Origin of the sequence: Aeromonas veronii, assembly GCF_040215105.1 — a bacterium.
GTDB classification, from domain to species: Bacteria; Pseudomonadota; Gammaproteobacteria; order Enterobacterales; family Aeromonadaceae; genus Aeromonas; species Aeromonas veronii_G.
Map to the genome: position 1 here is coordinate 661,644 of NZ_CP157875.1, position 23,667 is coordinate 685,310.

At 61.3% G+C, this 23,667-nt stretch carries 26 protein-coding genes; 19 read left to right on the forward strand and 7 right to left on the reverse strand.

The annotated features are described in order from the left end of the window. Window positions 1-20 precede the first annotated feature (20 nt). The 5 genes from ABNP46_RS03205 (at window position 21) to ABNP46_RS03225 (ending at window position 5,944) form a co-directional block, all read left to right on the forward strand. A complete protein-coding gene (locus ABNP46_RS03205) occupies window positions 21-950 on the forward strand; it encodes an ROK family protein (RefSeq protein WP_349920986.1) in 930 nt (309 codons plus the stop codon). A 46-nt stretch (window positions 951-996) separates the two neighbouring features. Next, window positions 997-2,007 carry an erythrose-4-phosphate dehydrogenase gene (gene epd, locus ABNP46_RS03210; protein WP_349920987.1) on the forward strand — a complete coding sequence of 337 codons (1,011 nt, stop codon included), beginning with the start codon at window positions 997-999 and terminating at the stop codon, window positions 2,005-2,007. Window positions 2,008-2,070: 63 nt separating this feature from the next. Beyond that, complete coding sequence (locus ABNP46_RS03215) at window positions 2,071-3,234, forward strand: phosphoglycerate kinase (RefSeq protein WP_349920988.1); 1,164 nt, start codon at window positions 2,071-2,073, stop codon at window positions 3,232-3,234. A 114-nt stretch (window positions 3,235-3,348) separates the two neighbouring features. Next, the gene (fbaA, locus tag ABNP46_RS03220) at window positions 3,349-4,428 is read left to right on the forward strand and encodes a class II fructose-bisphosphate aldolase (RefSeq protein ID WP_349920989.1); all 1,080 of its coding nucleotides are present in this window, start codon (window positions 3,349-3,351) and stop codon (window positions 4,426-4,428) included. Between the two features lie 214 nt (window positions 4,429-4,642). Then, window positions 4,643-5,944 carry an NAD(P)/FAD-dependent oxidoreductase gene (locus ABNP46_RS03225; protein WP_349920990.1) on the forward strand — a complete coding sequence of 434 codons (1,302 nt, stop codon included), beginning with the start codon at window positions 4,643-4,645 and terminating at the stop codon, window positions 5,942-5,944. A 6-nt stretch (window positions 5,945-5,950) separates the two neighbouring features. Here the strand turns inward: ABNP46_RS03225 and ABNP46_RS03230 are convergent, their stop codons facing one another. The 4 genes from ABNP46_RS03230 to cutA form a co-directional block, all read right to left on the reverse strand. Next, entirely contained in the window at window positions 5,951-6,385 is a 435-nt protein-coding gene (locus ABNP46_RS03230) for a hypothetical protein (RefSeq protein ID WP_349920991.1), read from the reverse strand. A gap of 86 nt (window positions 6,386-6,471) precedes the next feature. Beyond that, on the reverse strand, window positions 6,472-6,993 hold the full coding sequence (locus tag ABNP46_RS03235) for a GNAT family N-acetyltransferase (protein WP_349920992.1): 522 nt from the start codon (window positions 6,991-6,993) through the stop codon (window positions 6,472-6,474). Then, window positions 6,994-8,769: a protein-disulfide reductase DsbD gene (locus ABNP46_RS03240; RefSeq protein ID WP_349920993.1), complete on the reverse strand. Its 1,776-nt coding sequence runs from the start codon at window positions 8,767-8,769 to the stop codon at window positions 6,994-6,996. It abuts the gene before it with no gap. Beyond that, on the reverse strand, window positions 8,766-9,083 hold the full coding sequence (gene cutA / locus ABNP46_RS03245; RefSeq protein ID WP_349920994.1) for a divalent-cation tolerance protein CutA: 318 nt from the start codon (window positions 9,081-9,083) through the stop codon (window positions 8,766-8,768). The genes ABNP46_RS03240 and cutA overlap by 4 nt, the downstream gene beginning before the upstream one ends. A gap of 195 nt (window positions 9,084-9,278) precedes the next feature. On the opposite strand from cutA, the gene ABNP46_RS03250 reads away from it, so the two are divergent. Further along, on the forward strand, window positions 9,279-9,620 hold the full coding sequence (locus tag ABNP46_RS03250) for a hypothetical protein (protein ID WP_349920995.1): 342 nt from the start codon (window positions 9,279-9,281) through the stop codon (window positions 9,618-9,620). 73 nt (window positions 9,621-9,693) lie between these two features. Here ABNP46_RS03250 and ABNP46_RS03255 read toward each other — a convergent pair whose 3' ends face one another. Continuing rightward, a complete protein-coding gene (locus tag ABNP46_RS03255) occupies window positions 9,694-10,131 on the reverse strand; it encodes a PACE efflux transporter (protein WP_349920996.1) in 438 nt (145 codons plus the stop codon). Window positions 10,132-10,245: 114 nt separating this feature from the next. On the opposite strand from ABNP46_RS03255, the gene ABNP46_RS03260 reads away from it, so the two are divergent. After that, window positions 10,246-11,127, forward strand: coding sequence for a LysR family transcriptional regulator (locus ABNP46_RS03260; RefSeq protein WP_349920997.1), 882 nt, complete (start codon window positions 10,246-10,248; stop codon window positions 11,125-11,127). A 13-nt stretch (window positions 11,128-11,140) separates the two neighbouring features. On the opposite strand, the gene ygfZ is transcribed toward ABNP46_RS03260, so the two are convergent. Continuing rightward, a complete protein-coding gene (gene ygfZ / locus ABNP46_RS03265) occupies window positions 11,141-12,046 on the reverse strand; it encodes a tRNA-modifying protein YgfZ (protein ID WP_349922359.1) in 906 nt (301 codons plus the stop codon). A gap of 119 nt (window positions 12,047-12,165) precedes the next feature. Between ygfZ and ABNP46_RS03270 the strand changes: the two genes are divergently transcribed. Then, window positions 12,166-12,435, forward strand: a complete 270-nt coding sequence (locus ABNP46_RS03270; protein WP_349920998.1) for a succinate dehydrogenase assembly factor 2 — start codon at window positions 12,166-12,168, stop codon at window positions 12,433-12,435. An 18-nt stretch (window positions 12,436-12,453) separates the two neighbouring features. Further along, the gene (locus tag ABNP46_RS03275) at window positions 12,454-12,849 is read left to right on the forward strand and encodes a protein YgfX (protein ID WP_349922361.1); all 396 of its coding nucleotides are present in this window, start codon (window positions 12,454-12,456) and stop codon (window positions 12,847-12,849) included. Window positions 12,850-13,014: 165 nt separating this feature from the next. On the opposite strand, the gene nadB is transcribed toward ABNP46_RS03275, so the two are convergent. After that, window positions 13,015-14,622 carry an L-aspartate oxidase gene (nadB, locus tag ABNP46_RS03280; RefSeq protein ID WP_349920999.1) on the reverse strand — a complete coding sequence of 536 codons (1,608 nt, stop codon included), beginning with the start codon at window positions 14,620-14,622 and terminating at the stop codon, window positions 13,015-13,017. A gap of 181 nt (window positions 14,623-14,803) precedes the next feature. On the opposite strand from nadB, the gene rpoE reads away from it, so the two are divergent. From rpoE to pdxJ, 10 genes are all read left to right on the forward strand, one after another. Further along, window positions 14,804-15,385 (forward strand): RNA polymerase sigma factor RpoE, encoded by a 582-nt coding sequence (gene rpoE, locus ABNP46_RS03285; protein ID WP_349921000.1) that lies wholly within the window; start codon window positions 14,804-14,806, stop codon window positions 15,383-15,385. A 23-nt stretch (window positions 15,386-15,408) separates the two neighbouring features. Further along, complete coding sequence (locus tag ABNP46_RS03290) at window positions 15,409-15,996, forward strand: sigma-E factor negative regulatory protein (protein ID WP_349921001.1); 588 nt, start codon at window positions 15,409-15,411, stop codon at window positions 15,994-15,996. A 21-nt stretch (window positions 15,997-16,017) separates the two neighbouring features. Next, entirely contained in the window at window positions 16,018-16,998 is a 981-nt protein-coding gene (locus tag ABNP46_RS03295) for a MucB/RseB C-terminal domain-containing protein (RefSeq protein WP_349921002.1), read from the forward strand. A 102-nt stretch (window positions 16,999-17,100) separates the two neighbouring features. Beyond that, the gene (locus tag ABNP46_RS03300; protein WP_349922363.1) at window positions 17,101-17,562 is read left to right on the forward strand and encodes a SoxR reducing system RseC family protein; all 462 of its coding nucleotides are present in this window, start codon (window positions 17,101-17,103) and stop codon (window positions 17,560-17,562) included. Between the two features lie 162 nt (window positions 17,563-17,724). Further along, window positions 17,725-19,518: a translation elongation factor 4 gene (gene lepA, locus ABNP46_RS03305; RefSeq protein ID WP_349921003.1), complete on the forward strand. Its 1,794-nt coding sequence runs from the start codon at window positions 17,725-17,727 to the stop codon at window positions 19,516-19,518. A gap of 3 nt (window positions 19,519-19,521) precedes the next feature. Beyond that, window positions 19,522-20,445, forward strand: a complete 924-nt coding sequence (gene lepB / locus ABNP46_RS03310; RefSeq protein WP_349921004.1) for a signal peptidase I — start codon at window positions 19,522-19,524, stop codon at window positions 20,443-20,445. Further along, the gene (gene rnc, locus ABNP46_RS03315; RefSeq protein ID WP_349921005.1) at window positions 20,446-21,117 is read left to right on the forward strand and encodes a ribonuclease III; all 672 of its coding nucleotides are present in this window, start codon (window positions 20,446-20,448) and stop codon (window positions 21,115-21,117) included. Further along, a complete protein-coding gene (gene era / locus ABNP46_RS03320) occupies window positions 21,114-22,013 on the forward strand; it encodes a GTPase Era (RefSeq protein ID WP_011704750.1) in 900 nt (299 codons plus the stop codon). Before rnc ends, era begins: the two co-directional genes overlap by 4 nt. Before the next feature lie 14 nt (window positions 22,014-22,027). After that, window positions 22,028-22,738, forward strand: a complete 711-nt coding sequence (gene recO / locus ABNP46_RS03325) for a DNA repair protein RecO (RefSeq protein ID WP_349921006.1) — start codon at window positions 22,028-22,030, stop codon at window positions 22,736-22,738. 163 nt (window positions 22,739-22,901) lie between these two features. Next, window positions 22,902-23,639: a pyridoxine 5'-phosphate synthase gene (gene pdxJ, locus ABNP46_RS03330; protein ID WP_349921007.1), complete on the forward strand. Its 738-nt coding sequence runs from the start codon at window positions 22,902-22,904 to the stop codon at window positions 23,637-23,639. The last annotated feature ends 28 nt before the right edge of the window (window positions 23,640-23,667 follow it).

Sequence of the window (23,667 nt, forward strand, 5' to 3'; positions counted from 1 at the left end):
GGGCCATGGCAGGAGGCAGAATGAGCAAGGGTTCTTGGGATTGGGGCATCGACCTTGGCGGGACCAAGTGTGAGTGCGTGGTGCTGGACGGTGACGAGGTGCTGCTGCGACATCGCATCCCCACCGAGCGTCGCGGTGGCTATCAGCACATGATCGGCCAGATTGCCAAGCTGGTGGATGAATGTGCCGAGAAACTCGGTCAACGCCCCAGCATCATCGGCATGGGCACGCCAGGGGCGCGGGATCCCCAGACCGGGCTGATGAAGAACTGCAACACCACCGAACTCAACGACAAGCCGTTCAAGGAAGATCTGGAACGCAGGCTGGGCGTGCCCGTGCTCATCGCCAACGACGCCAACTGCTTCGCCCTGGCGGAGACCCACCTCGGCGCCGTGCGCCAGCACCACCCGAATGCGAGAGTCGTGTTCGGCATCATCATGGGGACGGGGGTGGGCTCCGGCATCGTCATCAACGGCCAGATCCTCAACGGCCACCACGGCATCGCCGGGGAGTGGGGTCACAACGTGCTCTCGCCGGACGGCCCCGAGTGCTACTGCGGCAAGCGTGGCTGCGTCGAGACCTTCATCAGCGGCCCGGCCCTGGAGGCCTGGTACGAGGCCAAGGCCAGGCGCCACCTGTCGCTGGCCCAGATTGCGGCGGCAACCGCCCACGATCACGTGGCCAAGCTCACCATAGACCGGCTGCACCTGCTGTTTGGCAAGGCGCTGGCCAACGTGGTCAACATTCTGGATCCGGACGTCATCGTCATCGGTGGCGGGGTGGGCAACGTGCAGAGCCTCTATACCGCCGGACGAGAGACCGTCTTGCCCTTCCTGTTCAACCCCCGCTTCGCCACCCCCATCATCGCGCCCTCCCTCGGGGACAGCGCCGGGGTGTTCGGGGCGGCGCTGCTGGCTCGCGGCGTCTTCAAGGATGCCCTGCTGTCGTGAGCCAGCCATCGACCCCATCCCCTGTCGTCAAGGACACGGAGTTTTCATGATCAAGATTGCCATCAACGGATATGGCCGCATCGGCCGCAACGTGCTGCGTGCCCTCTACGAGAGCGGCCGCGACAACAACATCAAGATAGTGGCCATCAACGAGCTGGCGGCCCCCGAGGCCATGGTGCACCTCACCCGCTTCGACACCAGCCACGGCCGCTTCCACCATCCGGTACAGCTTGCGGGCAACAGCATGCTGGTGGGGGAGGATCTCATCCCCCTGTTCGCCGAGCGGGATCCGGCCAGGCTGCCCTGGCGGGCGCTGGGGGTGGACGTGGTGCTCGATTGTACCGGGGTGTTCGGTTCACGGGCCGATGCGGAGCTGCATCTGGCGGCGGGGGCGGGCAAGGTACTGTTCTCCCACCCGGCGGATGCGGATGTGGATGCCACCATCGTCTACGGGGTGAATCACCAGACCCTGACGGGGCGGGAGCGGATCGTCTCCAATGCCTCCTGCACCACCAACTGCGTGGTGCCCGTCATCGAAACATTGCATCGAGAATTCGAGATCAATTGTGGTACTATTACGACAATTCATTCGGCCATGCACGATCAGCAAGTCATCGATGCCTACCACAGTGACTTGCGCAGAACGCGAGCGGCGAGCCAGTCCATCATCCCGGTGGACACCAAGCTGGCAAAGGGGTTGGAGCGTATCCTTCCCCACTTCGCCGGCAAGTTCGAGGCGATCGCGGTGCGGGTGCCGACCATTAACGTCACGGCGATGGATCTCAGCATCACTGTTCGTAAAAAAGTGACAGTTAGTGACGTAAATCAAGCCCTGCAACGGGCATCCAGAGGTACATTAAGCGGTATTCTGGATTACACGGAAGAGCCATTGGTTTCCGTAGACTTTAATCATGATGCACACTCCTGCATCATTGATGGTACCCAGACTCGAGTGAGCGATGCCAACCTCGTCAAGATGCTGATGTGGTGTGATAACGAATGGGGCTTCGCGAATCGGATGCTGGATACCACCCGGGCCATGATGGCCGCAGGCTGAGAGCCTGCACGGGTGCAAGGTTACTGTTTTTTTAACATTACCTGAAAATATAGAGGACTGAATATGTCTGTTATCAAGATGACCGACCTGGATCTGGCGGGTAAACGCGTCCTGATCCGTGCTGACCTGAACGTGCCGGTAAAAGACGGCAAGGTCACTTCCGATGCACGTATCGTCGCTACCCTGCCGACCATCAAGCTGGCTCTGGAAAAGGGCGCCAAGCTGATGATCACCTCCCACCTGGGTCGTCCGACCGAGGGCGAATACAACGAAGAATTCTCCCTGGCTCCGGTTGTCAACTATCTGAAAGACGCACTGTCCTGCCCGGTCCGTCTGGCCAAAGACTACCTGGATGGCGTCGACGTCGCCGCCGGTGAGCTGGTTGTGCTGGAAAACTGCCGCTTCAACAAGGGCGAGAAGAAAAACACCGAAGAGCTGGCCAAAAAATACGCCGCCCTGTGTGACGTCTTCGTGATGGATGCGTTCGGTACCGCTCACCGCGCCGAAGGTTCCACCTATGGTGTGGCCCAGTTTGCCCCCGTTGCCTGTGCTGGTCCCCTGCTGGCCGGTGAACTGGAAGCCCTCGGCAAGGCCATGCTGAAGCCTGAGCGCCCCATGGTTGCCATCGTCGGCGGCTCCAAAGTCTCCACCAAGCTGACCGTGCTGGAATCCCTCTCCAAGATCGCTGACCAGCTGGTAGTCGGTGGTGGCATCGCCAACACCTTCATCGCTGCTGCCGGTCACAACGTCGGCAAGTCCCTGTGCGAGCACGACCTGATCGACACCGCCAAGAAGCTGGCTGCCGAGACCAACATTCCGGTGACCACCGACGTGGTTGTTGGTGCAGAATTCTCTGAATCCACCCCTGCCACCATCAAATCTGTCGCAGACGTGACTGATGGCGACATGATCTTCGATATCGGCCCGGATTCCGCCAAGGCCCTGGCCGACATCATCATGAACGCCAAGACCATCCTGTGGAACGGCCCGGTCGGCGTGTTCGAGTTCGACCAGTTCGCCGCAGGCACCAAGGTGATCGCCGAAGCCATCGCCGCTTCCCCGGCCTTCTCCATCGCTGGTGGTGGTGACACCCTGGCCGCCATCGACAAGTTCGGCATCGCCGACAAGGTCTCCTACATCTCCACCGGCGGCGGCGCCTTCCTGGAGTTCGTAGAAGGCAAGGTACTGCCGGCCGTGGCGATTCTGGAACAGCGCGCCAAAGCCTAATTGACCCGAAGCGGGGGGCAAAAGCCTCCCGTTTCGTTTATCATGTGACCGCTGTGCCGGTTCGTGATGAACCCCCATTTTTATTAACGGCATACGAGAACAGGACGATTTAACATGTCTAAGAAAATTTTCGACTTCGTAAAACCCGGCGTACTGACCGGTGATGACGTACAAAAAGTGTTCGCCATCGCTAAAGAGAACGGCTTCGCTCTGCCAGCCGTCAACTGCGTCGGTACCGACTCCGTCAACGCTGTACTGGAAGCGGCCGCCAAGGTAAAAGCGCCGGTCATCGTTCAGTTCTCCAACGGTGGTGCCGTGTTCACTGCCGGTAAGGGCCTGAAGCTGGAAGGCCAGCAAGCTGCCATCCTGGGTGCCATCTCCGGTGCCAAGCACGTACACGCCGTGGCCGAAGCCTACGGTGTTCCCGTGATCCTGCACACCGACCACGCTGCCAAGAAGCTGCTGCCGTGGATCGACGGCCTGCTGGACGCCGGTGAGAAGCACTTCGCCGAGACCGGCAAGCCGCTGTTCTCCTCCCACATGCTGGATCTGTCCGAAGAGTCTCTGGAAGAGAACATCGACATCTGCTGTGAGTACCTGGTACGCATGGCCAAGATGAACATGACTCTGGAGCTGGAACTGGGTTGCACCGGTGGCGAAGAAGATGGTGTGGACAACAGCCACATGGATCAATCCGCCCTGTACACCCAGCCGGAAGACGTGGCTTACGCCTACGAGCGTCTGTCCAAGATCAGCCCGCGCTTCACCATCGCTGCCTCCTTCGGCAACGTGCACGGTGTCTACAAGCCGGGTAACGTCAAGCTGACCCCGTCCATTCTGGACGCTTCCCAGAAATACGTTTCCGAGAAGTTCGGTCTGCCGGCCAAGTCCCTGGACTTCGTATTCCACGGTGGCTCAGGTTCCACCCTGGAAGAGATCCGCGAATCCATCTCCTACGGCGTGGTGAAGATGAACATCGACACCGACACCCAGTGGGCGACCTGGGAAGGTATTCTGGGCTTCTACAAGACCAACGAAGCCTACCTGCAGGGCCAGCTGGGCAACCCGGAAGGCGCCGACAAGCCGAACAAGAAGTTCTACGATCCGCGCGTATGGCTGCGTGCCGGTCAGACTTCCATGATCGCGCGTCTGGAGAAAGCCTTCTCCGACCTGAACGCCATCAACGTACTGTAATCAGTACCGAGATCGCAGAAAAAGGCGCCTCATGGCGCCTTTTTTATTGCGCGGCTGGCAGGGCGGATCGCCGGCCTCGCACAAAGGTGTCCTTCGGGACACCTTTTGCATTTCTGTGATCCGGGCGGGCTGGCATGGCATCCTGGGGCTGGGTATTATCGATGACGAAACGTTTAATTTAGTAAACGAATGCAACCAAGGCAGGATGCTGAGCATGCAGACAGGAAGACATGGACATCAGGAGCACGTGGCCTCCTATTACGCGGCGACCCGCAACGATCATCAGCAGTGGCCCGAACTCGGCGGCGAGCTGGATGCCGATGTCTGCATCATCGGTGGCGGCTTCACCGGCCTCAACACCGCCATCAACCTGGCCGAGGCGGGCTACAAGGTGGTGCTGCTGGAGGCGAACCGTATCGGTTGGGGGGCTTCGGGACGCAACGGTGGTCAGCTCATTCGCGGCATCGGCCATGACACCAGCCAGTTTGCCCGCTGGATCGGGGAGGAGGGGGTCCGGGAGCTGGATCTGATGGGGCTGGAGGCGGTGCAACTGGTGCGTGATCGCGTCGAGCACTTCAATATCGACTGCGATCTGCGCTGGGGCTATTGCGATCTCGCCACCAAGGCGCGCCATCTGGCAGACTTCGAGGAGGAGCTGGCCCATCTGGCGAGCCTGGGTTACCAGCATGAGACCAGGCTGGTGCCAAAGGATGAAATGCACTCGGTGGTGGGATCGGACCGCTACATCGGCGGCATGATCGACATGGGCTCGGGCCACCTGCATCCTCTCAACCTGGCCCTGGGGGAGGCGCGCGCCGCTGCCAGCCTCGGCGTCTCTCTGTTCGAGCAGTCCAGAGTGCTCAACATCGATTATGGGGACAAGGTGCAGGTCACCACGGCCCATGGTCGCTGCCGTGCCAGCTATCTGGTGATCGGCTGCAACGCCTATCTCAATGATCTCAACCCGGAACTGGGGGGCAAGGTGCTGCCAGCGGGCTCTTACATCCTCGCCACCGAGGTGCTGGAGAAGCGGCTGCGTCAGCGCCTGCTGCCCCGGAATATGGCGGTGTGCGATCAGAACGTGGCGCTCGATTACTACCGGCTCTCCGCCGATGGTCGTCTGCTGTTCGGTGGCGCCTGCAACTATTCCGGTCGTGACCCTAAGGACATCAAGGCCTTTATGCTGCCCAAGCTGCTGCGGGTGTTCCCGGAGCTTGCGGGCACCGCCATCGAGTTCCAGTGGGGGGGCATGATAGGCATAGGGGCGAATCGACTGCCCCAGATAGGGCGCCTGCCGGGTCACCCCAATGTGTTCTACGCCCAGGCCTATTCGGGGCACGGTCTCAATGCCACTCACATGGCGGCCAAGCTGGTGGCGGAGGCGATCAGGGGGGAGAGTCGGGGATTCGATCTGTTCAGCCAGGTGCCCCACATCACCTTCCCGGGCGGGCCGTCCTTACGTTCACCCCTGCTGGCGCTGGGGATGTTGTGGTATCGGTTGAAAGACCTGCTGTAAGGGGGATCAGGAGGCGGGGCTGTCCTGAGGCTGGCCGGGCTCGGCCAGGCGCCAGCCCTGCTCCGTTTTCATCATCCAGACTTCGCGCTCCTGCGCCAGCGCCTGACCGGCTTCGAACTCGCCGTATTTGCGCTCCAGCTCCATCAGCCCCATTTCCTGCTGAAAGGGACCGACTCTGTCATAGACGAGATCTTCGTCGTGCAGGATCTGGAGTTGTGCCAGTCCCTGCTTGAAATGCAGCTGGTAGCCGACCTTGACCAGATAGACCCCTTCCATCCGCTCTTCCTTGCCAAGTACGGCGAAGTCACTGATATCAAACAGATTGGCGTCCGCATCTGACTGGAGTTTGGCGGTGACCTGACGCTGGATGGCCTCTTCACCAGGGCCTGCATCACAGCCATAGAGCCAGCAGGCGAGCAGGGGGATGAACCACTTTTTCATCGAAACTCCGGATGATACGAGACACAAGGGGCAAAGTTTGCCACGGTGAGGGCGAGATACAAGGGATGCTCAGAAAAATCAGCGCGCTATGGCTGGCCTGAGGAGAGGGGGCAGGGATGGCTGACGGTGCGGCTCATGACCAGGGTATCGCCGCTGAACCCGGAGATCCGCTTGCGATTCACCTGCTGGAAGCCGTGCCTGGACCAAAAATGCAGGGCGGGCAGGTTGGTTTCGATGACCCCGAGCCGCATGGCGCTGCAACCCCAGCCGGCCGCCCTTTCCATGAGCCGTGCGACCAGTTTGCTGCCGATCCCTTGTCCCTGCCAGCACTCCTTCAACAGCAGCAGGCCGAGGTAGGCCGTCTGCGCATCCGGATAACCGCGGACAAGATCGACGCAGCCAAGCAGCTCCTCTCCCTCCAGCACGGCGAGTACAAACTTGTCGTCTTCCCAGATGCCGGGTGGGCAGACCTTGAGGATCGCCAGGGCATCCGCAGGGTCGGGTGCCTTGCCCTCGGTCAGCCAGCTGTAGGCGGGCGTCGCCAGCACGACCTCTTCCAGCCACTGACGGTGGTCTGGGTTCGTCGGTGACAGGCGGCGCAACTCCATCTAGCGCAGCTTGTCCAGCTGACCCAGGAATTCCGCTGGGCCCATAAAGCCGGTCACCCGCTGGCCGTTCACTTCGTTGCCATCCCGGTCAAAGAAGATGAGGGTCGGCAGCCCCAGCACGTTGAGGCCGTTGAGCAGCGCAACGTCGGCATCGTCATTGGCGGTGACATCCGCCTGCAGCAGCACCATGTCGGCGAAGCGGGCACGCACCGCCGGGTCGCTGAAGGTCTTGTGCTCGAACTCCTTGCAGGCCACACACCAGTCGGCATAGAGATCCAGCAGCACCGGCTTGCCGCGGGCGGCGGCGAGCTGGATCTTGAGATCATCCAGGGTCTTGATGCGGATAAACTGCGGTACTTCGCGCTGGGTGCTCGCGGCGGCATCCTGGCTCGGCAACAGCAGATCCTTTGCCACCACCACGGCTCCCATCATGGCGAGCAGCAGGGCGAAGCCACACAGGCTCTTGCCCAGCGAATGGGTGCGATGCTGGTTGTGGTGATAGAGGTAGGCGCATAGCGCCAGTCCCCATACCAGCCAGGCCAGGGTGCTGGTCTCGTCGCTCCACAGTCGGGAGAGCAGCAGCAGGGGCACTGCCAAGAGCGCAAAGCCGAACAGCTGCTTGATCACATCCATCCAGGCACCGGCTCTGGGCAGCAGCTTGCCCCCCGAGGTGCCGATCAGCAGCAGGGGCAGCCCCATCCCTAAGGAGAGGGCATAGAGGGCCGCGCCACCGAGCCAGAGGTCACCGCTCTGGGCCACGTAGATGAGGGCGCCGGAGAGGGGGGCCGTGGTGCAGGGGGAGCAGACCAGGCCGGAGATCATGCCCATGATGCCGACCCCGACTACCGAGCCCCCTTGCTGGCGGTTGGAGAGTCCTACGATCCGGGTCTGCAGGCCGCTTGGGAGCTGCAGGGTATAGAGCCCGAACATGGAGAGGGCCAGCAGCACGAACATGACCGAGAGACCGATCAGCACATAGGGGTGCTGCAGGGCTGCCTGGAATTTCAGTCCCGCCGAGGCGACCACTAGGCCAAGCAGGGTGTAGGTGATGGCCATGCCCTGTACGTAGACGAAGGAGAGCAAAAAGGCGCGCCGGGTGGAGAGGCGTTCACCGACACCGGCGATGATCCCGGTCAGTATGGGGTACATGGGGAAGACGCAGGGAGTGAAAGCGAGCCCCAGCCCCAGGGCGAAGAAGGCGGCGATGCTGAGCCAGAAACCCTGGCTGCCAAGGGCGGCCGCCAGCTGATCCTGCTGGCTGGCGGGCTGGTCGACGGCGGGGCTGGTGTCCCTGATGCCATCTTGAGGGGCCTCGCTCACGAGGGGTTGTATCTCGACCCGCTTGTCGGTCGGCGGGTAGCAGAGACCCTCGGTACAACCCTGATAGCTGATGGTGAGGCTGGCCCCCTGGCCCACCTCAGTCAGGGTAAGCGGGATCTGCACCTCCTGGTAATAGACCCGGGTCTTGCCGAAGAAGTTGTCCTCGTGCTCGGTGCCGGCGGGCAGTCCGGGTTGCTGGAAGCTGAGATTTTCTCCCTTGAAGCTGAAACGGTGGCGGTAGAGGTAGTAGCCATCGGCGATGCGCAGGATCAGCCGTAGCTGGTTGCCCTGCTGGCTGCTCTCGAGACGAAAGGCCTCATCGACTTTCAGAAACTGGGGCTGGCTGCCGGTGTCGATGCCGAGGCTGCTCAGCAGATCCTGGCTGGCGGCCTGCGCCGGGCTGGCCAGCAGGCTGAGCAGGAGCAGCAGAGGGGTAAACAGGGCGGTCAGTCTCATGCGGTCTCCCCGGCGAGCCAGTCGAGATAGGGCTGATGGCCGAGACTGACCGGCAGCGCCAGGATCTCCGGCACCTCGTAGGGATGCAGTGCGAGGATGCACTCGCGCAGGGGCTCGAACAGGGCGGCGCTGGACTTGATGATGAGCTGGATCTCCCGGGCTCGTTCAATCTGCCCCTGCCAGCGATAGACAGAGGTGAGTCCCGGCAATTGATTGATGCAGGCGGCGAGGCGCCGGCTTAGCAGTTGATCGCAGATGAGATCGGCAGCGGCCTCATCTGGACAGGTGCAGAGCACTAAAATAGCGTCGGTCATGGCGTGAAAATCTCGTCATAAAGGGGTGAAACAGGCCCATAAACCAGAGGGCTACTATACCTAGCGCCGGGATAAATAGCACCCGCCATGCCTCTTTCGCCGGGGACGAAAATTAGTGGTGCGCCCGAGATAGACGCTGTGAAAAGGAGAGGGCAAAATGGGCTGGCTTATTCCCATTTTTACGTAAGGAAATGTATGACCCAACAGAATGAGCAGCAGAGAAACCGGATGTTGAGCCTGTTGCGTGAGGGCGAGCGCCGCATGCTGGTGCAACTGTCCGGTCTGCTGCGTACCAGTGCCGATGAGATCAACGCCGAGCTGGAGAAAGAAGAGCTGCTGGGGGCTCTGGAACTGCCCATCACGGTGGAGTATCTGAGTGGTGTGGTGCAACATCATCTGTTTGAGCGCCTGCACAAGGGCGACATGACGGCTGCCCAGCGCATGCTGACCCAGTACCAGAGCGATCTCGAGGCCATGCTGAAACAGGAAGCGGGGGAAGACGAAACACCCGTCGAAGAGGCAAAGGCCGGGGCCTGAGCCCCAACCTCCCCATCAGCACCATCATGCCTGCCGCATGATGGTGCCTCGTCACTTCTTTTCAATCCCTTCTTTAGTTCAGTACCCGCTGCGCCGGTTGGCCCGGAATGGGGAACACCTTGTCATAGCTCCAGTTGTAGACGAAGGCATAGACCAGGTAGAACAGCACGAAGCCCATATCCAGTACCAGCGCCTCCAGCAGCCCGATGTCGAGCCACCAGCACATCACCGGCAGGGCCACGGTCAGCAATCCCCCCTCGAAACCCAGCGTATGCAGGACTCGCTGCCACAGTACCTTGTGGGTATGGCCTTGATAACGCAGCAGTAATTTATCCACCCCTATGTTGTAGACATAGTTCCAGACGGTGGCGACCACCGAGAAGAACAGGGCCAGGGGCCCCATGTGGTTGAGACCGACCCCGGTGACCCAGCTTGCCAGGGGGGCGGCGATCAACAGGCCGATCAATTCGAAGCCGATGGCGTGACGAAGGCGATCGCGAGTGTTGCGCATGAGTGTGTCCCTCTGTGTTGGTTGAGATGATGACGGCGACTATAATCGCTAAAAGCCATGGATGCTCGTTGGTATCTATCGCTAAAACAGATAGATGAATGAGGGCATAAGCTGATGAATCTCTCCCTGGAGCAACTCAAGGCACTGTTGGCAGCGGTGGAAACGGGGTCGTTTTCCGGTGCCGCCCGTCGTCTGGGCAAGGCCCAATCCGTGGTGAGCACCGCCATCGCCAATCTGGAGATCGATCTGGGGCTCGAGTTGTTCGATCGCAGCGGCCGCTACCCGGTGCTGACGGAGGCGGGCCGCCGGGTCCAGCAGGAGGCATTGATCCTGCTGGCCCAGAGCGAGCGGCTGCAAGCCATCGCCGGCGAGCTGGCGGTGGGCATCGAATCGCGCCTCACCCTGGCCATCGACGATGACTCCCACCTGCCCTGGCTCGGCGCCGTGCTGGAGGAGTTTGCCACTCGCTACCCGGCGGTGGAGCTGGAGCTGCTGTTTCCCCTGATGGATGATGTGACCGAACTGCTCAAGAGCGGGCGGGCCCAGCTCGGCATCTGCTATCAACAGATGCAGCCGGCGCGGGAACTGGTGGCACGATCCCTGGGGGCGGTCAGCATGCCGCTGGTGGTCTCCCCGGATCACCCCCTTGCCCACAAGGAGCCGCTGCGGGAGAGCGATTTGCAGGGGGCGCGCCAGCTGATGGTGACCGGGCGGCGAGAAGGGACGGAGCGCAACCGCTTCCGTCTCTCTTCCCAGGTGTGGTGGGTCGAGGGGGATCTGGGGATCCTGGAGTTGGTCAAGCTGGGGCTGGGGTGGGCATCCGTACCGGACTTCCTGCTGCATCGGCCGCTGGCACGGGGAGAAGTGGTGGTGTTGCAGCCGGATTTCGCCAGCCAGACCGAGTTGATGCTGGAGCTGCAGTGGCATCGCGCCCGCCCGCTGGGGCAGGCGGGGGCTTGGCTCAAAGAGGCACTGCTGGCGCGCGTGCCCCGTTGATCAGGATGGCGGCTCAGTCGGCGAGGGAGTAGGGCAGGGGTTGCAGGGTGAGATGAGCGCTCTCATCCTGCTTGAGGCGAAACTCGGCATCGGCCTCGGTGTCCTTGGGCAGCACGGCGGTGAGCCAGAGCTGGCCACCTTGCTGCCAGGCGTTCAACACCATGCCGCTACGGCGCCAGTTGTCACCGAGCCGGATCTCCAGGGTATCGCCGCTGGCGACCGGGCCGGTGGCGGTGCCTGCCAGCACGAAGAGGGCGCGGTTGTTGGCGCCGCGGTACTTGGCGCGGGCCACAATTTCCTGGCCCATGTAGCAGCCCTTGGTGAAACAGATGCCATCCAGTGCCTGCAGGTTCAACATCTGGGGGATGTATTCCCCTTGATGCACGGCTTCCAGATGGGGGATCCCCGCCTTGACATCCAGCCCCCACCAGAGGGCCTCGTCGGCCGCAGGCAGGGCGATGGCGAGGGGTTGCTCGCTCACCAGCAACCAGCGATCGGCCTCCACACGCACCGCCATGCCACCCTCGATGAGGCCGGTCTCCTGCAGGCCGTACTGGGCCGAGATCCACGCATCGCTGCCCAGACCCGCAACGCCCACCGTCTTGCCCGGGTAGTCGTCGATCTCCACCTTGGCGAAGACCGCAAACTTCTTGAGCTCCGGCAACTGGCGTGCCAGTACCGAGGGCTTGGTCAGCAGCAGCAGGGACTCTTCCAGGCAGAGCAGGCGAAAATCGCTCCATAGCTTGCCCTTGGGATCGCAGTGACCGCCGAGGGTGCTCTGGCCCGGTTGCAAGGCGTTGACGTCGCAGGTGACCTGGCCTTGCAGATACTTGGCGCGATCCGTGCCGCGTAAACGGGTGATGGCGAGATCGCTCAAGGAGAAAAGGCTGGGTTCGGCAGGCAGAACAGGGGTCAGCAGGCTCACGGTGGTGGTCCAAAGGCATAAAGTATGTGACCTGCATGGTAAAGACGTAAGGAATGTTTGTCAGCCGGAAAATCCAGCTGCTACCATTCCCGAGTCTTTGTAAGGAGAGTTCCATGTTGAGCCCAATTGAAAAGTCCCGCCTGAAGTGGGCCTGCCGCCGTGGCATGCTCGAGCTGGACGTCATCTTTATGCCCTTTTTTGAACACGAGTTCGACAGCCTGAGTGACGAGCAGCAGCAGACCTTCATCCGCCTGCTGGAGCGCGAGGATCCCGAGCTGTTTCGCTGGAGCATGGGTCACGGGGTGCCGGAAGATCCTGCCTTCGCCGCCATGATCCCGCTGATCCTGGAGCGCAACCAGGCCCGCCACGACCGCCAGGGCTGATCCTCCATGCGGGTGAGCATGCCCGTGCTCGTCTCCCGCCAGCAGCTGCGCCTGCTGTCCCTTCTCTTTTTGTTGCTGCTCTGGCCTGCCGCCAGCCTTGTTCAGGGCTGGCAGTGGGGGCTGTTCCTGCCTTGCTGGCTGCTGGGGTTCTGGCTCGCCCGGGGGCGAGCCAGTGCCGTCTGTGGTGAAGTGATCCACGATGGGGAATGGCTGGAGTGGCGGGGCCGTCGCTATCGGCTCGATCCTCGTAGCCGCATCCTGCCCGGGGTGCTTGGGCTTTACCTCACTGCAGAAGGGGCGCCCGCCACCCGGCTCTGGCTTTTCGCCGATGCCCTGGCTCCCGAACACTATCGTATCCTGGCCCGCGCCATCCACCTCACTCCCTCCGATAAGGGCACAACCCGGCGACCATAAACAGATGACCCCGCCGGGGCGGGGTCATCTGGATGGGCACGAGTGGGAATTCAGTCCCGCTCCGGGGTCAGCACCGTCGGCTTGGAGTCCGGTTGCATGTCCCGGGTCGTCCGGGATAAGAGGTGCAGTCCGCGGGCTCTGTTTTGGCTCATCAGAAACGCAGAGTCAGTCCCGTTCCGGGGTCAGCACCGTCGGCTTGGAGTCCGGCTGCATGTCCGGGTAGTCCAGGTTGTAGTGCAGACCGCGGGACTCCTTGCGCTGCAGGGCACAGTTGACGATGAGCTCGGCCACCTGCAACAGGTTGCGCAGCTCCAGCAGGTTGTTGGAGACCCGGAAGTTCGCGTAGTACTCCTGTACTTCCTGCTTGAGCAGATCGATGCGGCGCTTGGCACGGGCGAGGCGCTTGTTGGTGCGCACTATGCCCACGTAGTCCCACATCATCAGCCGCAGCTCGTGCCAGTTGTGCTGGATCACCACCTGCTCGTCCGAGTCGTCCACCTGGCTCTCGTCCCAGGCCGGCAGCCGCGGTGGCGCCACGCTCATGGGCAGCTTGGCCAGGATGTCGGCCCCCGCCTGATGGGCGAAGACTACGCATTCGAGCAGGGAGTTGGAGGCCATGCGGTTGGCGCCGTGCAGGCCGGTGTAGGTCACCTCGCCGATGGCGTAGAGGCCCGGGATATCGGTCTGGCCGTTGCCATCGATCATCACGCCACCGCAGGTGTAGTGGGCCGCCGGCACGATGGGCATGGCCTCCTTGGTGATGTCGATGCCCACCGCGAGGCAGCGCTCATGGATGGTCGGGAAATGCTTGATGATGAAGTCCGCCGGCTTGTGACTGATGTCCAGATACATGCAGTCGGCACCCAGACGCTTCATCTCGTGGTCGATGGCGCGGGCAACGATGTCGCGGGGGGCCAGCTCCGCCCGCTCGTCGAAGTCCGGCATGAAGCGGCTGCCATCCGGGCGACGCAGATAGGCCCCTTCACCGCGCAGGGCTTCGGTCAGCAGGAAGTTGGGATCGTCCGGGTGGAACAGGCTGGTGGGGTGGAACTGGTTGAACTCCAGATTCGCCACCCGGCAGCCGGCGCGCCAGGCCATGGCGATGCCGTCGCCCGAGCTCACATCCGGGTTGGAGGTGTATTGATAGACCTTGGAAGCGCCGCCGGTGGCCAGCGCCACGAAGCGGGCGCGGATCACCTCGACCTGTTCGACGTTGCGGTTCCAGACATAGGCACCGAGCACCTTGTTGCCCGGCAGGCCGAGCTTGCGGGTGGTGATGAGATCCACCGCGTTGAAGCGCTCCATCAACTGGATGTTGGGGTGAGCGCGGACCTGATCGATCAGGGTGAGCTGGACCGCCTTGCCGGTGGCATCGGCCGCGTGGAAGATGCGGCGATGGCTGTGGCCCCCCTCCCGGGTCAGGTGGTAGTGGGATTCCCCTTCGGCATCCTCTTCCTGATCGAAGGGAACCCCTTGCTGGATCAGCCACTGGATGGATTCGCGGGCGTTGCGGGCGGTGAACTCGACCACGGCCGGATCACACAACCCGGCCCCGGCGTTGAGCGTGTCGCTCACGTGGGATTCGATGCTGTCGGTCTCGTCGAACACGGCAGCGATGCCTCCTTGCGCATAGAGAGTGGCCCCCTCACTGATGGGCCCCTTGCTCAGAACCAGGACTTTGGCCTGGTCTGCCAATCGCAATGCGAGGGACAAACCGGCGGCACCGCTGCCAATGATGAGTACGTCGCAAAGGTATTCAACACTTGCTTTCATAAGTATCATTGGCCTGGATTAAGAACTGGCCCCATGGTAGCCCAAGGGGGGTTGTGATGCAGCCCGCATCACATTTTTTTCGATACAAGCGAACTTTCTCTGATTCCTCCTGTCTGAACTTGTGCGCTTAGAAAGGGCCGGAAAAGAAAAACGATAACCTGATGGGGGTTTTACGGCTCTGATGAGCGACCAGAATCTACTGGACGAACAGCTGGTTGAACGGGTCCAGCGTGGCGATAAAAATGCATTCAACCTGTTGGTAAAAAAATACCAGCATAAGGTGGTCAATCTGGTGGCCAGGTATGTCAACAATCCGGGCGATGTGCCGGATGTGGCGCAGGAGGCTTTCATCAAGGCTTACCGTGCGTTGCCGACATTCCGTGGCGAGAGCGCGTTTTACACCTGGTTGTACCGGATCGCCGTCAATACGGCCAAAAATTACCTGACCTCACAGGGGCGCAGACCGCCCAGCAGTGATGTCGAAGCCGATGAGGCTGAATACTATGGTGGGGGCGAAGCCTTGCAAGAGGTGGCCACCCCGGAAAACCTGACGCTGACTGATGAGATCAAGCGCACCGTGTTTACCGCCATAGAAGCCTTGCCGGAAGACTTGAGAACAGCGATCACCCTTCGTGAACTGGAAGGGCTGAGCTACGAAGAGATTGCAGAGATCATGGATTGTCCGGTTGGAACGGTGAGATCCCGTATCTTCCGGGCGAGGGAAGCAATCGATAAAAAGCTGCAACCTCTGATCGAGAATTAAACTGGGGAAAGACAGGCAAACTTATGGCAAATAAAGAGCAAATCTCAGCCCTGATGGATGGCGACCTGAGCGAGATAAAGGTACTGAATGAGCTGGGAACGGATCCCTCCATGCAGGACACCTGGTCTCGTTACCATCTGATCGGTGATGCCATGCGGGGTGACCTGCCGGTCAATCTGCAACTGGATCTCAGCGACAGCATCATGCTGGCGCTGGAAGATGAGCCCACCATACTGGCTCCCGTGCCGACACCATCGACCGTTATCGAGGTGAAAACCGGTGCCAAGGTGATACCGCTTATCCGCCGCTTCGGCCAGCAGGTGGGGCAATATGCCATCGCTGCATCCGTGGCTGCCGCCGTCATCTTCGGGGTACAGCAGTATCAGGGTCAGGACGGTGTGCCGAGCAATCCGGTACTCAATACCATACCCGTCGGTGGCAGCGCCGCTCCCGTAAGTGTTCACTATCCGCAAGAGGGCAACCGCGCCACGGCTCGCCAGCAAGGCTTGAACGAGCAACAGATGCAAGAGCAGCGCGAACGGGTCAACGCCTTCCTGCGTGATCACCAGTTGCAACAACGTCTGCTGCAAGACAAGCAGATTCAGGAATAACGCATTTTTAGGGATCAGACCGTGCGCCAGTCCAGCCGTATCCTGCTGGCCTCTCTTCTGTTGATTTGTGCCAAGGCCTCGGCCGACGATCTGTCGGCCGAGGCCTTGTTGCAGCAGATGCAGAGTGCCGTTTCACAACAGAATTTTGAGTTATCCATGGTCAAGGCCCGCCAGGGGCGTCTCGAACCCATCCGCATCAGCCATGGGGTCATCGATGGCAAGGAGGTCGCCCATCTGAGCTACCTCGACGGCAAGACGGTGGAGTACCTGCAGCGCCAGAATGAATACACCTTCTTCGAGAACACCCACGAGCCCTACACCCTGAAAGGCGCCCGCTTCCCCGGTGTCTGGTCAACCCTGGTGAAGATGCCGCTGACCCGAGTGCTGGAGAGCTATGATCCCGTGCTGGCGGGTCGCAGCCGGGTCGCCGGTCTGGTGGCTCAGGTGGTGAGACTGGTCCCGAAAGAAGCTGACAAGTACGGCTTCGTGCTCTGGATTGACGAGCAGAGCCACCTGCTGCTGCGCATCGACATGGTCGATCGGGAAGGCAACCTGGTAGAACAGGTGCTGGGGGTGGATCTGGACAGGCAGTCGGCGCCGGCCCCCTGGCTGGTGGCCTTGGCCAACAGCAAGTTGCCGGAGGCACTGACCCTGGAGGATGCCTACCCCACCCCCCAGCAGACCCTGGCCTGGCACCTCACCTGGCTGCCGAGCGGCTTTAAAGTGCTCTCTCAGGACAGGCACCAGCTGGTCAGTACCGGCCTGCCGGTGGATTACATGATGTTGTCAGACGGCGTGGTGGATCTCTCCGTCTACGTCGCCCGGGTCGACCCCAAGCAGACGGTGCGCCAGCAGCTTATTCGGCAAGGGGCCACTTCCCTGGTGAGTTATGTCAACGAAGTCGGGGTCGAGATCACCGTCGTGGGCGAGGTGCCGGCCGAAACCGCCAAACGCATCGCCGAGTCGGTGCAACCCCTGGCCCGCAACGAGGCCGTGCAGTAATCCCCATGGCGAGCCGTGCTCATTCCCCTTGCCGAGGCGAGGCGGGCGTGTTCAGATTGCATAAATCCATGGCTGTTAATCTGGAGTCGTCAGGTGAGTAACATGAGTGAAGAGCTGGCGACTGTCGTGGCCATCGAAGGGGATTACGCCTGGGTGGAGTGTGAACGGCACTCTGCCTGCAGCGGTTGTCACCAGCAGTCCAACTGCGGTACCGGCACCGTGGCCAAGGCGTTTCCCATGAAGTCCCAGCGATTGAAGGTGGCCCTCAATGGCGAGGTGAGGGTGGGTCAGCAGATCCGCCTCGGCATTCCCCAGGCGAGCATTCTGCGGGGAGCCGCTTTGGTCTATGTGCTGCCGCTGTTCTGCCTGCTGCTCGGTGCCCTGCTCGGCCAGCTCTGGCTGGCGCCGCTGCTCTCGGCGGGGGAAGGGGTCACCATCCTCAGCTGCCTGCTGGGGGGCTCTCTGGGCTTTTTACTGGTTCGTTACTTTTCCGCAAGGCTTGAGCAGGGGGAGTATGGCCCCCGCATGCTCGGTGTGGTGCTGAGCACCCGCCATCTCTCCTGACTGGCAAGAGATTACTGCAGATACAGGTCCTGGCGCGATAAATGGCCGCCAGGGCGCTATTTCCGGGCCTGTGTCGACTAAAGATTGGCCGTCGACCGGGTTATCCAGTAAAATCCTGCCCTCATATCCGACCCTAACTTAATTTTGAGTGATTCTTGCTCGATGAAACACATTCGTAACTTCTCGATTATTGCGCACATCGACCACGGTAAATCGACCCTGTCGGACCGTCTGATCCAGACTTGTGGCGGCCTGTCCGACCGCGAGATGCAGGCTCAGGTGCTGGACTCCATGGATTTGGAGCGCGAGCGCGGCATTACCATCAAGGCACAGAGTGTGACCCTGAACTACCAGGCACAAGACGGTAACACCTATCAGCTGAACTTTATCGACACCCCGGGCCACGTGGATTTCTCCTACGAGGTTTCTCGCTCCCTGGCTGCCTGTGAAGGGGCGCTGCTGGTGGTGGATGCCGGTCAGGGGGTTGAGGCACAGACTCTGGCCAACTGCTACACCGCCATGGAAATGGATCTGGAAGTGGTACCGGTCCTGAACAAGATCGACCTGCCGGCAGCCGAACCCGAGCGTGTCGCCGAAGAGATCGAAGACATCGTCGGCATCGATGCCATGGACGCGGTACGCTGCTCCGCCAAGACCGGTCTCGGTGTGGATCTGGTGCTCGAAGAGATCGTGGCCCGTATCCCGTCGCCGGAAGGGGATCCCGATGCACCGCTGCAGGCGCTGATCATCGACTCCTGGTTCGACTCTTATCTCGGCGTCGTCTCCCTGGTGCGGATCAAGAACGGTTCTCTCAAGAAGAACGACAAGATCAAGGTCATGAGCACCGGTCAGGTGTGGGGCGTGGATCGCATCGGTATCTTCACCCCCAAGCAGGTGGATACCCAGGGCCTGGGTTGTGGCGAGGTAGGTTGGGTCGTCTGCGGCATCAAGGACATTCACGGCGCGCCGGTGGGCGATACCCTGACCCAGGCCAAGCACGGTGCCGACAAGGCGCTGGCAGGTTTCAAGAAGGTGAAGCCGCAGGTCTATGCGGGCCTGTTCCCCATCTCCAGCGACGACTACGAGTCCTTCCGTGACGCGCTGGACAAGCTCTCCCTGAACGATGCATCCCTGTTCTTCGAGCCGGAAAGCTCCACGGCGCTCGGCTTTGGCTTCCGCTGTGGCTTCCTCGGCATGCTGCACATGGAGATCATCCAGGAGCGGCTGGAGCGGGAGTACGATCTGGACCTCATCACCACGGCGCCGACCGTGGTCTACCAGATCGAGCTGAACAACGGCGAGACCATCCACATCGACAGCCCGGCCCAGATGCCGGCGGTCAACAACATCAAAGAGATGCGCGAGCCCATCGCCGAGTGTCACATCCTGCTGCCGCAGGAGTACATGGGCAACGTCATCACCCTCTGCATCGAGAAGCGTGGCGTGCAGACCAACATGGTCTATCACGGCAAGCAGGTGGCGCTGACCTATGAAATCCCGATGGCGGAAGTGGTGCTCGACTTCTTCGACCGCCTGAAGTCCACCAGCCGCGGCTACGCCTCTCTGGATTACGGCTTCAAGCGCTTCGAAACTTCCGACATGGTCCGTCTGGATATCATGATCAACGGTGAGCGGGTCGACGCCCTGGCCATCATCACCCACAAGGAGAACGCCCAGTTCCGCGGTCGCCAGGTGGTGGAGAAGATGCGTGAGCTGATCCCGCGCCAGATGTTCGACATCGCCATCCAGGCTTCCATCGGCAACCAGATCATCGCCCGCAGCACGGTCAAGGCCCTGCGCAAGGACGTGACTGCCAAGTGTTACGGTGGTGACGTGAGCCGTAAGAAGAAGCTGCTGAACAAGCAGAAAGAAGGCAAGAAGCGGATGAAGTCTCTCGGCCGTGTCGACGTGCCGCAAGAGGCCTTCCTCGCGATTCTCCACGTAGGCAAGGACTAATCGATGGCAAGCACCTTTTCCCTGATCCTCGTTGTCGTCACCCTGCTGACCGGCATCATCTGGACCGTCGACAAGCTGGTCTGGTCCAAGCAACGGGCGGCCAAGATAGCGGCTGCCCGTGCCAATGCCGGCCCGAATGTGGATGAGAAAACCTTGGCCAAGGTGGCCCCCATGCCGGTCTGGATCGAACAGACCGGCGGGGTCTTCCCGGTCATTGCCCTGGTGCTGATCCTGCGCTCCTTCATCTTCGAGCCGTTCCAGATCCCCTCCGGTTCCATGATGCCCACCCTGCTGGTGGGAGACTTCATCCTGGTGGAGAAGTTTGCCTATGGCCTCAAGGATCCGGTGAGCAACACCAAGTTCCTCGAGACTGGCTCTCCCAAGCGCGGGGATGTGGTGGTGTTCAAGTATCCGCTGGATACCCGGGTCGACTACATCAAGCGTGTGGTCGGCATGCCCGGAGACAGGGTCATCTATCGCAACAAGGAGCTGATGATCCGGCCCAAGTGTGACGAGCAGGCAGGGAAAACGTGCCCGGGCTTCAAGAAGCTCGACGTCAAGTTTGAACAACGTGGTGAGTTCAGCCAGATGGGGATCCCGCTGGATCGCTATACCGAGCAGTTGGGCGATGTCTCTCACGAGACCCTGCGCAATCCGCTCATGCCGGATCTGGTGGATCGCTACTATCGTCAGCCGGGTACCTACCCCGATGAGTGGGTGGTGCCGGAAGGCCACTACTTCGTGATGGGTGACAACCGCGACAACAGCACCGACAGTCGCTTCTGGGGCTTCGTGCCCGAGGAGAACCTGGTGGGCAAGGCGGTCGCCATCTGGATCAGTTTCGAATTCGAGCGCGAGGAAGGTTCCAGCTTGCCAGGCTGGGTGCCGACCGGTGTGCGCTTCAACCGCATTGGCGGAATCAAGTAAATGAATATCAAGATGAACAGACTGCAGTCCCGTCTCGGGCATGTCTTTCAGGATCAAGAACGACTGACCCGGGCGCTGACTCACCGCAGCGCCGGCTCCCGTCACAACGAGCGACTGGAATTCCTGGGTGACTCCATCCTGAGTCTGGTGATTGCCGATGACCTCTTCCACCGCTTCCCGCAAGCGGCGGAAGGGGATCTCAGCCGGATGCGCGCCACCCTGGTGCGGGAGAAGACCCTGGCCGAACTCGGCCGGGAGTTCGATCTCGGGGATCACCTGATCCTGGGGCCGGGTGAGCTGAAAAGCGGCGGTTTTCGCCGCGAGTCGATCCTGGCCGACACGGTCGAGGCGGTGATCGGCGCCATCTATCTGGATACCAATCTGGAGACGGTGCGAACCCTGTTGCTCGGCTGGTACGCCAGCCGCCTGGAGGAGATCAAGCCCGGCATCGAGCAGAAGGATCCCAAGACCCGGCTGCAGGAAATTTTGCAGGGAAGCCGTAAATCCCTGCCGACCTACACGGTGACCAACGTCAAGGGCGAGGCCCACAATCAGGAGTTCACCGTCCAGTGCGAGGTGGATGGCCTGGATGGTCCCCTGGTCGGGATCGGCACCAGCCGCCGCAAGGCTGAACAAGCCGCCGCGCAGCAAGCATTGGAAAGATTGTCATGACAGATACCACTTACTGCGGCTTCGTCGCCATCGTGGGCCGCCCCAACGTGGGCAAGTCCACCCTGCTCAACAAGCTGCTTGGCCAGAAGGTCAGCATCACCTCGAAGAAACCCCAGACCACCCGTCACCGGATTTTGGGGATCGACACCGAGGAGAACTACCAGACCATCTACGTGGACACCCCGGGTCTGCACATCGAAGAGAAACGGGCCATCAACCGCCTGATGAACCGCGCCGCCACCAGCTCCCTCGGGGACGTGGCCATGGTGGTGTTCATGGTGGACGGTACCCACTGGACCAAGGACGACGAGATGGTGCTCGGCAAGTTGCGCCACCTCAAGTGCCCCGTGGTGCTGGCGGTCAACAAGATCGACAACGTCAAGGAGAAGGAAGACTTGCTCCCCCACCTCGAGTGGCTGGGCCAGCAGATGAACTTCGCCCATATCCTGCCCATCAGCGCCGAGAAGGGCACCAACGTGGAGAAGATCCGCGAGTGGGCCAAGGATCTGCTGCCGGAAAACGTCCACTTCTTCCCGGAAGATTACGTGACCGACCGCTCCTCCCGCTTCATGGCCTCCGAGATCATCCGCGAGAAGCTGATGCGTTTCACCGGTGAGGAGCTGCCCTACTCGGTGACCGTGGAGATCGAGCGCTTCAAGGTGGAGGAGAACGGTCTGTACCACATCCACGGCCTGATCCTGGTGGAGCGCGATGGCCAGAAGAAGATGGTCATCGGCAACAAGGGCGAGAAGATCAAGACTATAGGCACCGAGGCACGCCTCGACATGGAACGCCTGTTCCAGAACAAGGTGCACCTGGAGCTCTGGGTCAAGGTCAAATCCGGCTGGGCCGATGACGAGCGCGCCCTGCGCAGTCTCGGCTATGGCGACGATTAAGTGGTGCCGAGCGGTTGCTGAGCCCGGCTTTCGTCATCCACAGCCGGCCCTATCGGGAGACCAGCCAGCTGGTCGAGGTTTTCACCCAGGATAGTGGTCGCTTTACCCTGGTGGCTCGCGGTTCTCGCGGGCCACGCTCCCCTCTGAAGGGGCTGTTGCAGCCTTTCTCCCTGCTTACCATCGCCTGGCGTGGCAAGGGGGATCTCAAGAATCTCACCCAGGTGGAGTGCCCGGATCACTCCCTGCGGCTCGGTGGCGATCGGCTGTTCTACGGCCTCTATCTCAACGAGCTGGTCTACTACCTGCTGGAAGCCCATACCCCTTTCCCCGAGGTGTTCGACGCCTATGCCCGCGCCATCATGGCGCTGGCGGATGGTGAAACCCCGGAGCTGCCCCTGCGCCGTTTCGAGTTCCTGCTGCTGCAGGCGCTCGGCTATGCGGTGGATTTCGAGTATGCCGCCGACGACGAGTCTCCCATTCAACCCGAGCTGCTGTACGGCTTCGAGCGGGAGCTCGGCTTTGTGGCTTGCGAGCGGGCGCCGGATCCCCGTACCCTGTTCCTCGGCGCTCACCTGCTGGCCTTCGCCGAAGGGCGCTTCGACACCCCTCCCTTGCTGCAGGCGGCCAAGCGTTTCAGCCGACTGGCGTTGCAACCCTATCTGGGCAAGCGTCAGCTGAAGAGCCGGGAGCTGTTTTTAAAGCGCAGGGGCAGTATTTCAGGCTAACAAATTCGATATTCTCGATAGTTACTGTAGGCCTGTCTGAATTTTAAAGAATATATCGCTGCCACATGGGAGGGAAAACCCGCATCCGGTGGCTCATGGACAACCGGGACTGGCGCTGGCGCCAACCCACAATGAACAGATGACCTGTATCAAGGAGTATGCAATGAGCGAGATCTACCTGGGCGTGAACATCGATCACATCGCCACCCTGCGCAATGCCCGCGGCACCCAGTACCCGGATCCGGTACAGGCCGCCTTCGTGGCCGAGCAGGCCGGTGCCGATGGCATCACGGTTCACCTGCGGGAAGATCGCCGCCACATCACCGACCGTGACGTGGAGATCCTGCGTCAGACCATCCAGACCAGGATGAACCTGGAGATGGCGGTGACCGAAGAGATGATCGGCATCGCCTGCCGCATCCAGCCCCAGTTCGTCTGCCTGGTACCGGAGAAGCGTACCGAGGTGACCACGGAAGGGGGGCTGGACGTGGCCGGTCAGCTGGACAAGGTGACCGATGCGGCCACGCGCCTGGCCGCCGTCGGTGCCAAGGTCTCCCTGTTCATCGATGCGGATTATCTGCAGATCGATGCCGCCGCCGCGAGCGGGGCTCCCTTCATCGAGATCCACACCGGCCGTTACGCCGACGCCACCACGGATGCGGAGCGCAACGCCGAGTTCAAACGGATCGCCGCCGGTGCCTCCTATGCCGTCGGCAAGGGCTTGAAGGTGAATGCCGGCCACGGCCTGCACTATCACAACGTCAAGGCCATCGCCGCCATCCCCGAGCTCTATGAGCTCAACATCGGCCACGCCATCATCGGCCGCGCCGCTTTCGACGGTCTGGCCAAGGCGGTCAGCGACATGCGTCTGCTGATGCAGGAAGCCCGTCAGGGGATCTGATGTCTGCTCGCCAGAGCGGGATCAACGA

Coding starts and splice junctions, on each gene's coding strand:
- ABNP46_RS03205 (WP_349920986.1), top strand. CDS start 21: ATGAGCAAGGGTTCTTGGGATTGGGGCATCGACCTTGGCGGGACCAAG.
- epd (WP_349920987.1), top strand. CDS start 997: ATGATCAAGATTGCCATCAACGGATATGGCCGCATCGGCCGCAACGTG.
- ABNP46_RS03215 (WP_349920988.1), top strand. CDS start 2,071: ATGTCTGTTATCAAGATGACCGACCTGGATCTGGCGGGTAAACGCGTC.
- fbaA (WP_349920989.1), top strand. CDS start 3,349: ATGTCTAAGAAAATTTTCGACTTCGTAAAACCCGGCGTACTGACCGGT.
- ABNP46_RS03225 (WP_349920990.1), top strand. CDS start 4,643: ATGCAGACAGGAAGACATGGACATCAGGAGCACGTGGCCTCCTATTAC.
- ABNP46_RS03230 (WP_349920991.1), bottom strand. CDS start 6,385: ATGAAAAAGTGGTTCATCCCCCTGCTCGCCTGCTGGCTCTATGGCTGT.
- ABNP46_RS03235 (WP_349920992.1), bottom strand. CDS start 6,993: ATGGAGTTGCGCCGCCTGTCACCGACGAACCCAGACCACCGTCAGTGG.
- ABNP46_RS03240 (WP_349920993.1), bottom strand. CDS start 8,769: ATGAGACTGACCGCCCTGTTTACCCCTCTGCTGCTCCTGCTCAGCCTG.
- cutA (WP_349920994.1), bottom strand. CDS start 9,083: ATGACCGACGCTATTTTAGTGCTCTGCACCTGTCCAGATGAGGCCGCT.
- ABNP46_RS03250 (WP_349920995.1), top strand. CDS start 9,279: ATGACCCAACAGAATGAGCAGCAGAGAAACCGGATGTTGAGCCTGTTG.
- ABNP46_RS03255 (WP_349920996.1), bottom strand. CDS start 10,131: ATGCGCAACACTCGCGATCGCCTTCGTCACGCCATCGGCTTCGAATTG.
- ABNP46_RS03260 (WP_349920997.1), top strand. CDS start 10,246: ATGAATCTCTCCCTGGAGCAACTCAAGGCACTGTTGGCAGCGGTGGAA.
- ABNP46_RS03270 (WP_349920998.1), top strand. CDS start 12,166: ATGTTGAGCCCAATTGAAAAGTCCCGCCTGAAGTGGGCCTGCCGCCGT.
- ABNP46_RS03275 (WP_349922361.1), top strand. CDS start 12,454: ATGCCCGTGCTCGTCTCCCGCCAGCAGCTGCGCCTGCTGTCCCTTCTC.
- nadB (WP_349920999.1), bottom strand. CDS start 14,622: ATGAAAGCAAGTGTTGAATACCTTTGCGACGTACTCATCATTGGCAGC.
- rpoE (WP_349921000.1), top strand. CDS start 14,804: ATGAGCGACCAGAATCTACTGGACGAACAGCTGGTTGAACGGGTCCAG.
- ABNP46_RS03290 (WP_349921001.1), top strand. CDS start 15,409: ATGGCAAATAAAGAGCAAATCTCAGCCCTGATGGATGGCGACCTGAGC.
- ABNP46_RS03300 (WP_349922363.1), top strand. CDS start 17,101: ATGAGTGAAGAGCTGGCGACTGTCGTGGCCATCGAAGGGGATTACGCC.
- lepA (WP_349921003.1), top strand. CDS start 17,725: ATGAAACACATTCGTAACTTCTCGATTATTGCGCACATCGACCACGGT.
- lepB (WP_349921004.1), top strand. CDS start 19,522: ATGGCAAGCACCTTTTCCCTGATCCTCGTTGTCGTCACCCTGCTGACC.
- rnc (WP_349921005.1), top strand. CDS start 20,446: ATGAATATCAAGATGAACAGACTGCAGTCCCGTCTCGGGCATGTCTTT.
- era (WP_011704750.1), top strand. CDS start 21,114: ATGACAGATACCACTTACTGCGGCTTCGTCGCCATCGTGGGCCGCCCC.
- pdxJ (WP_349921007.1), top strand. CDS start 22,902: ATGAGCGAGATCTACCTGGGCGTGAACATCGATCACATCGCCACCCTG.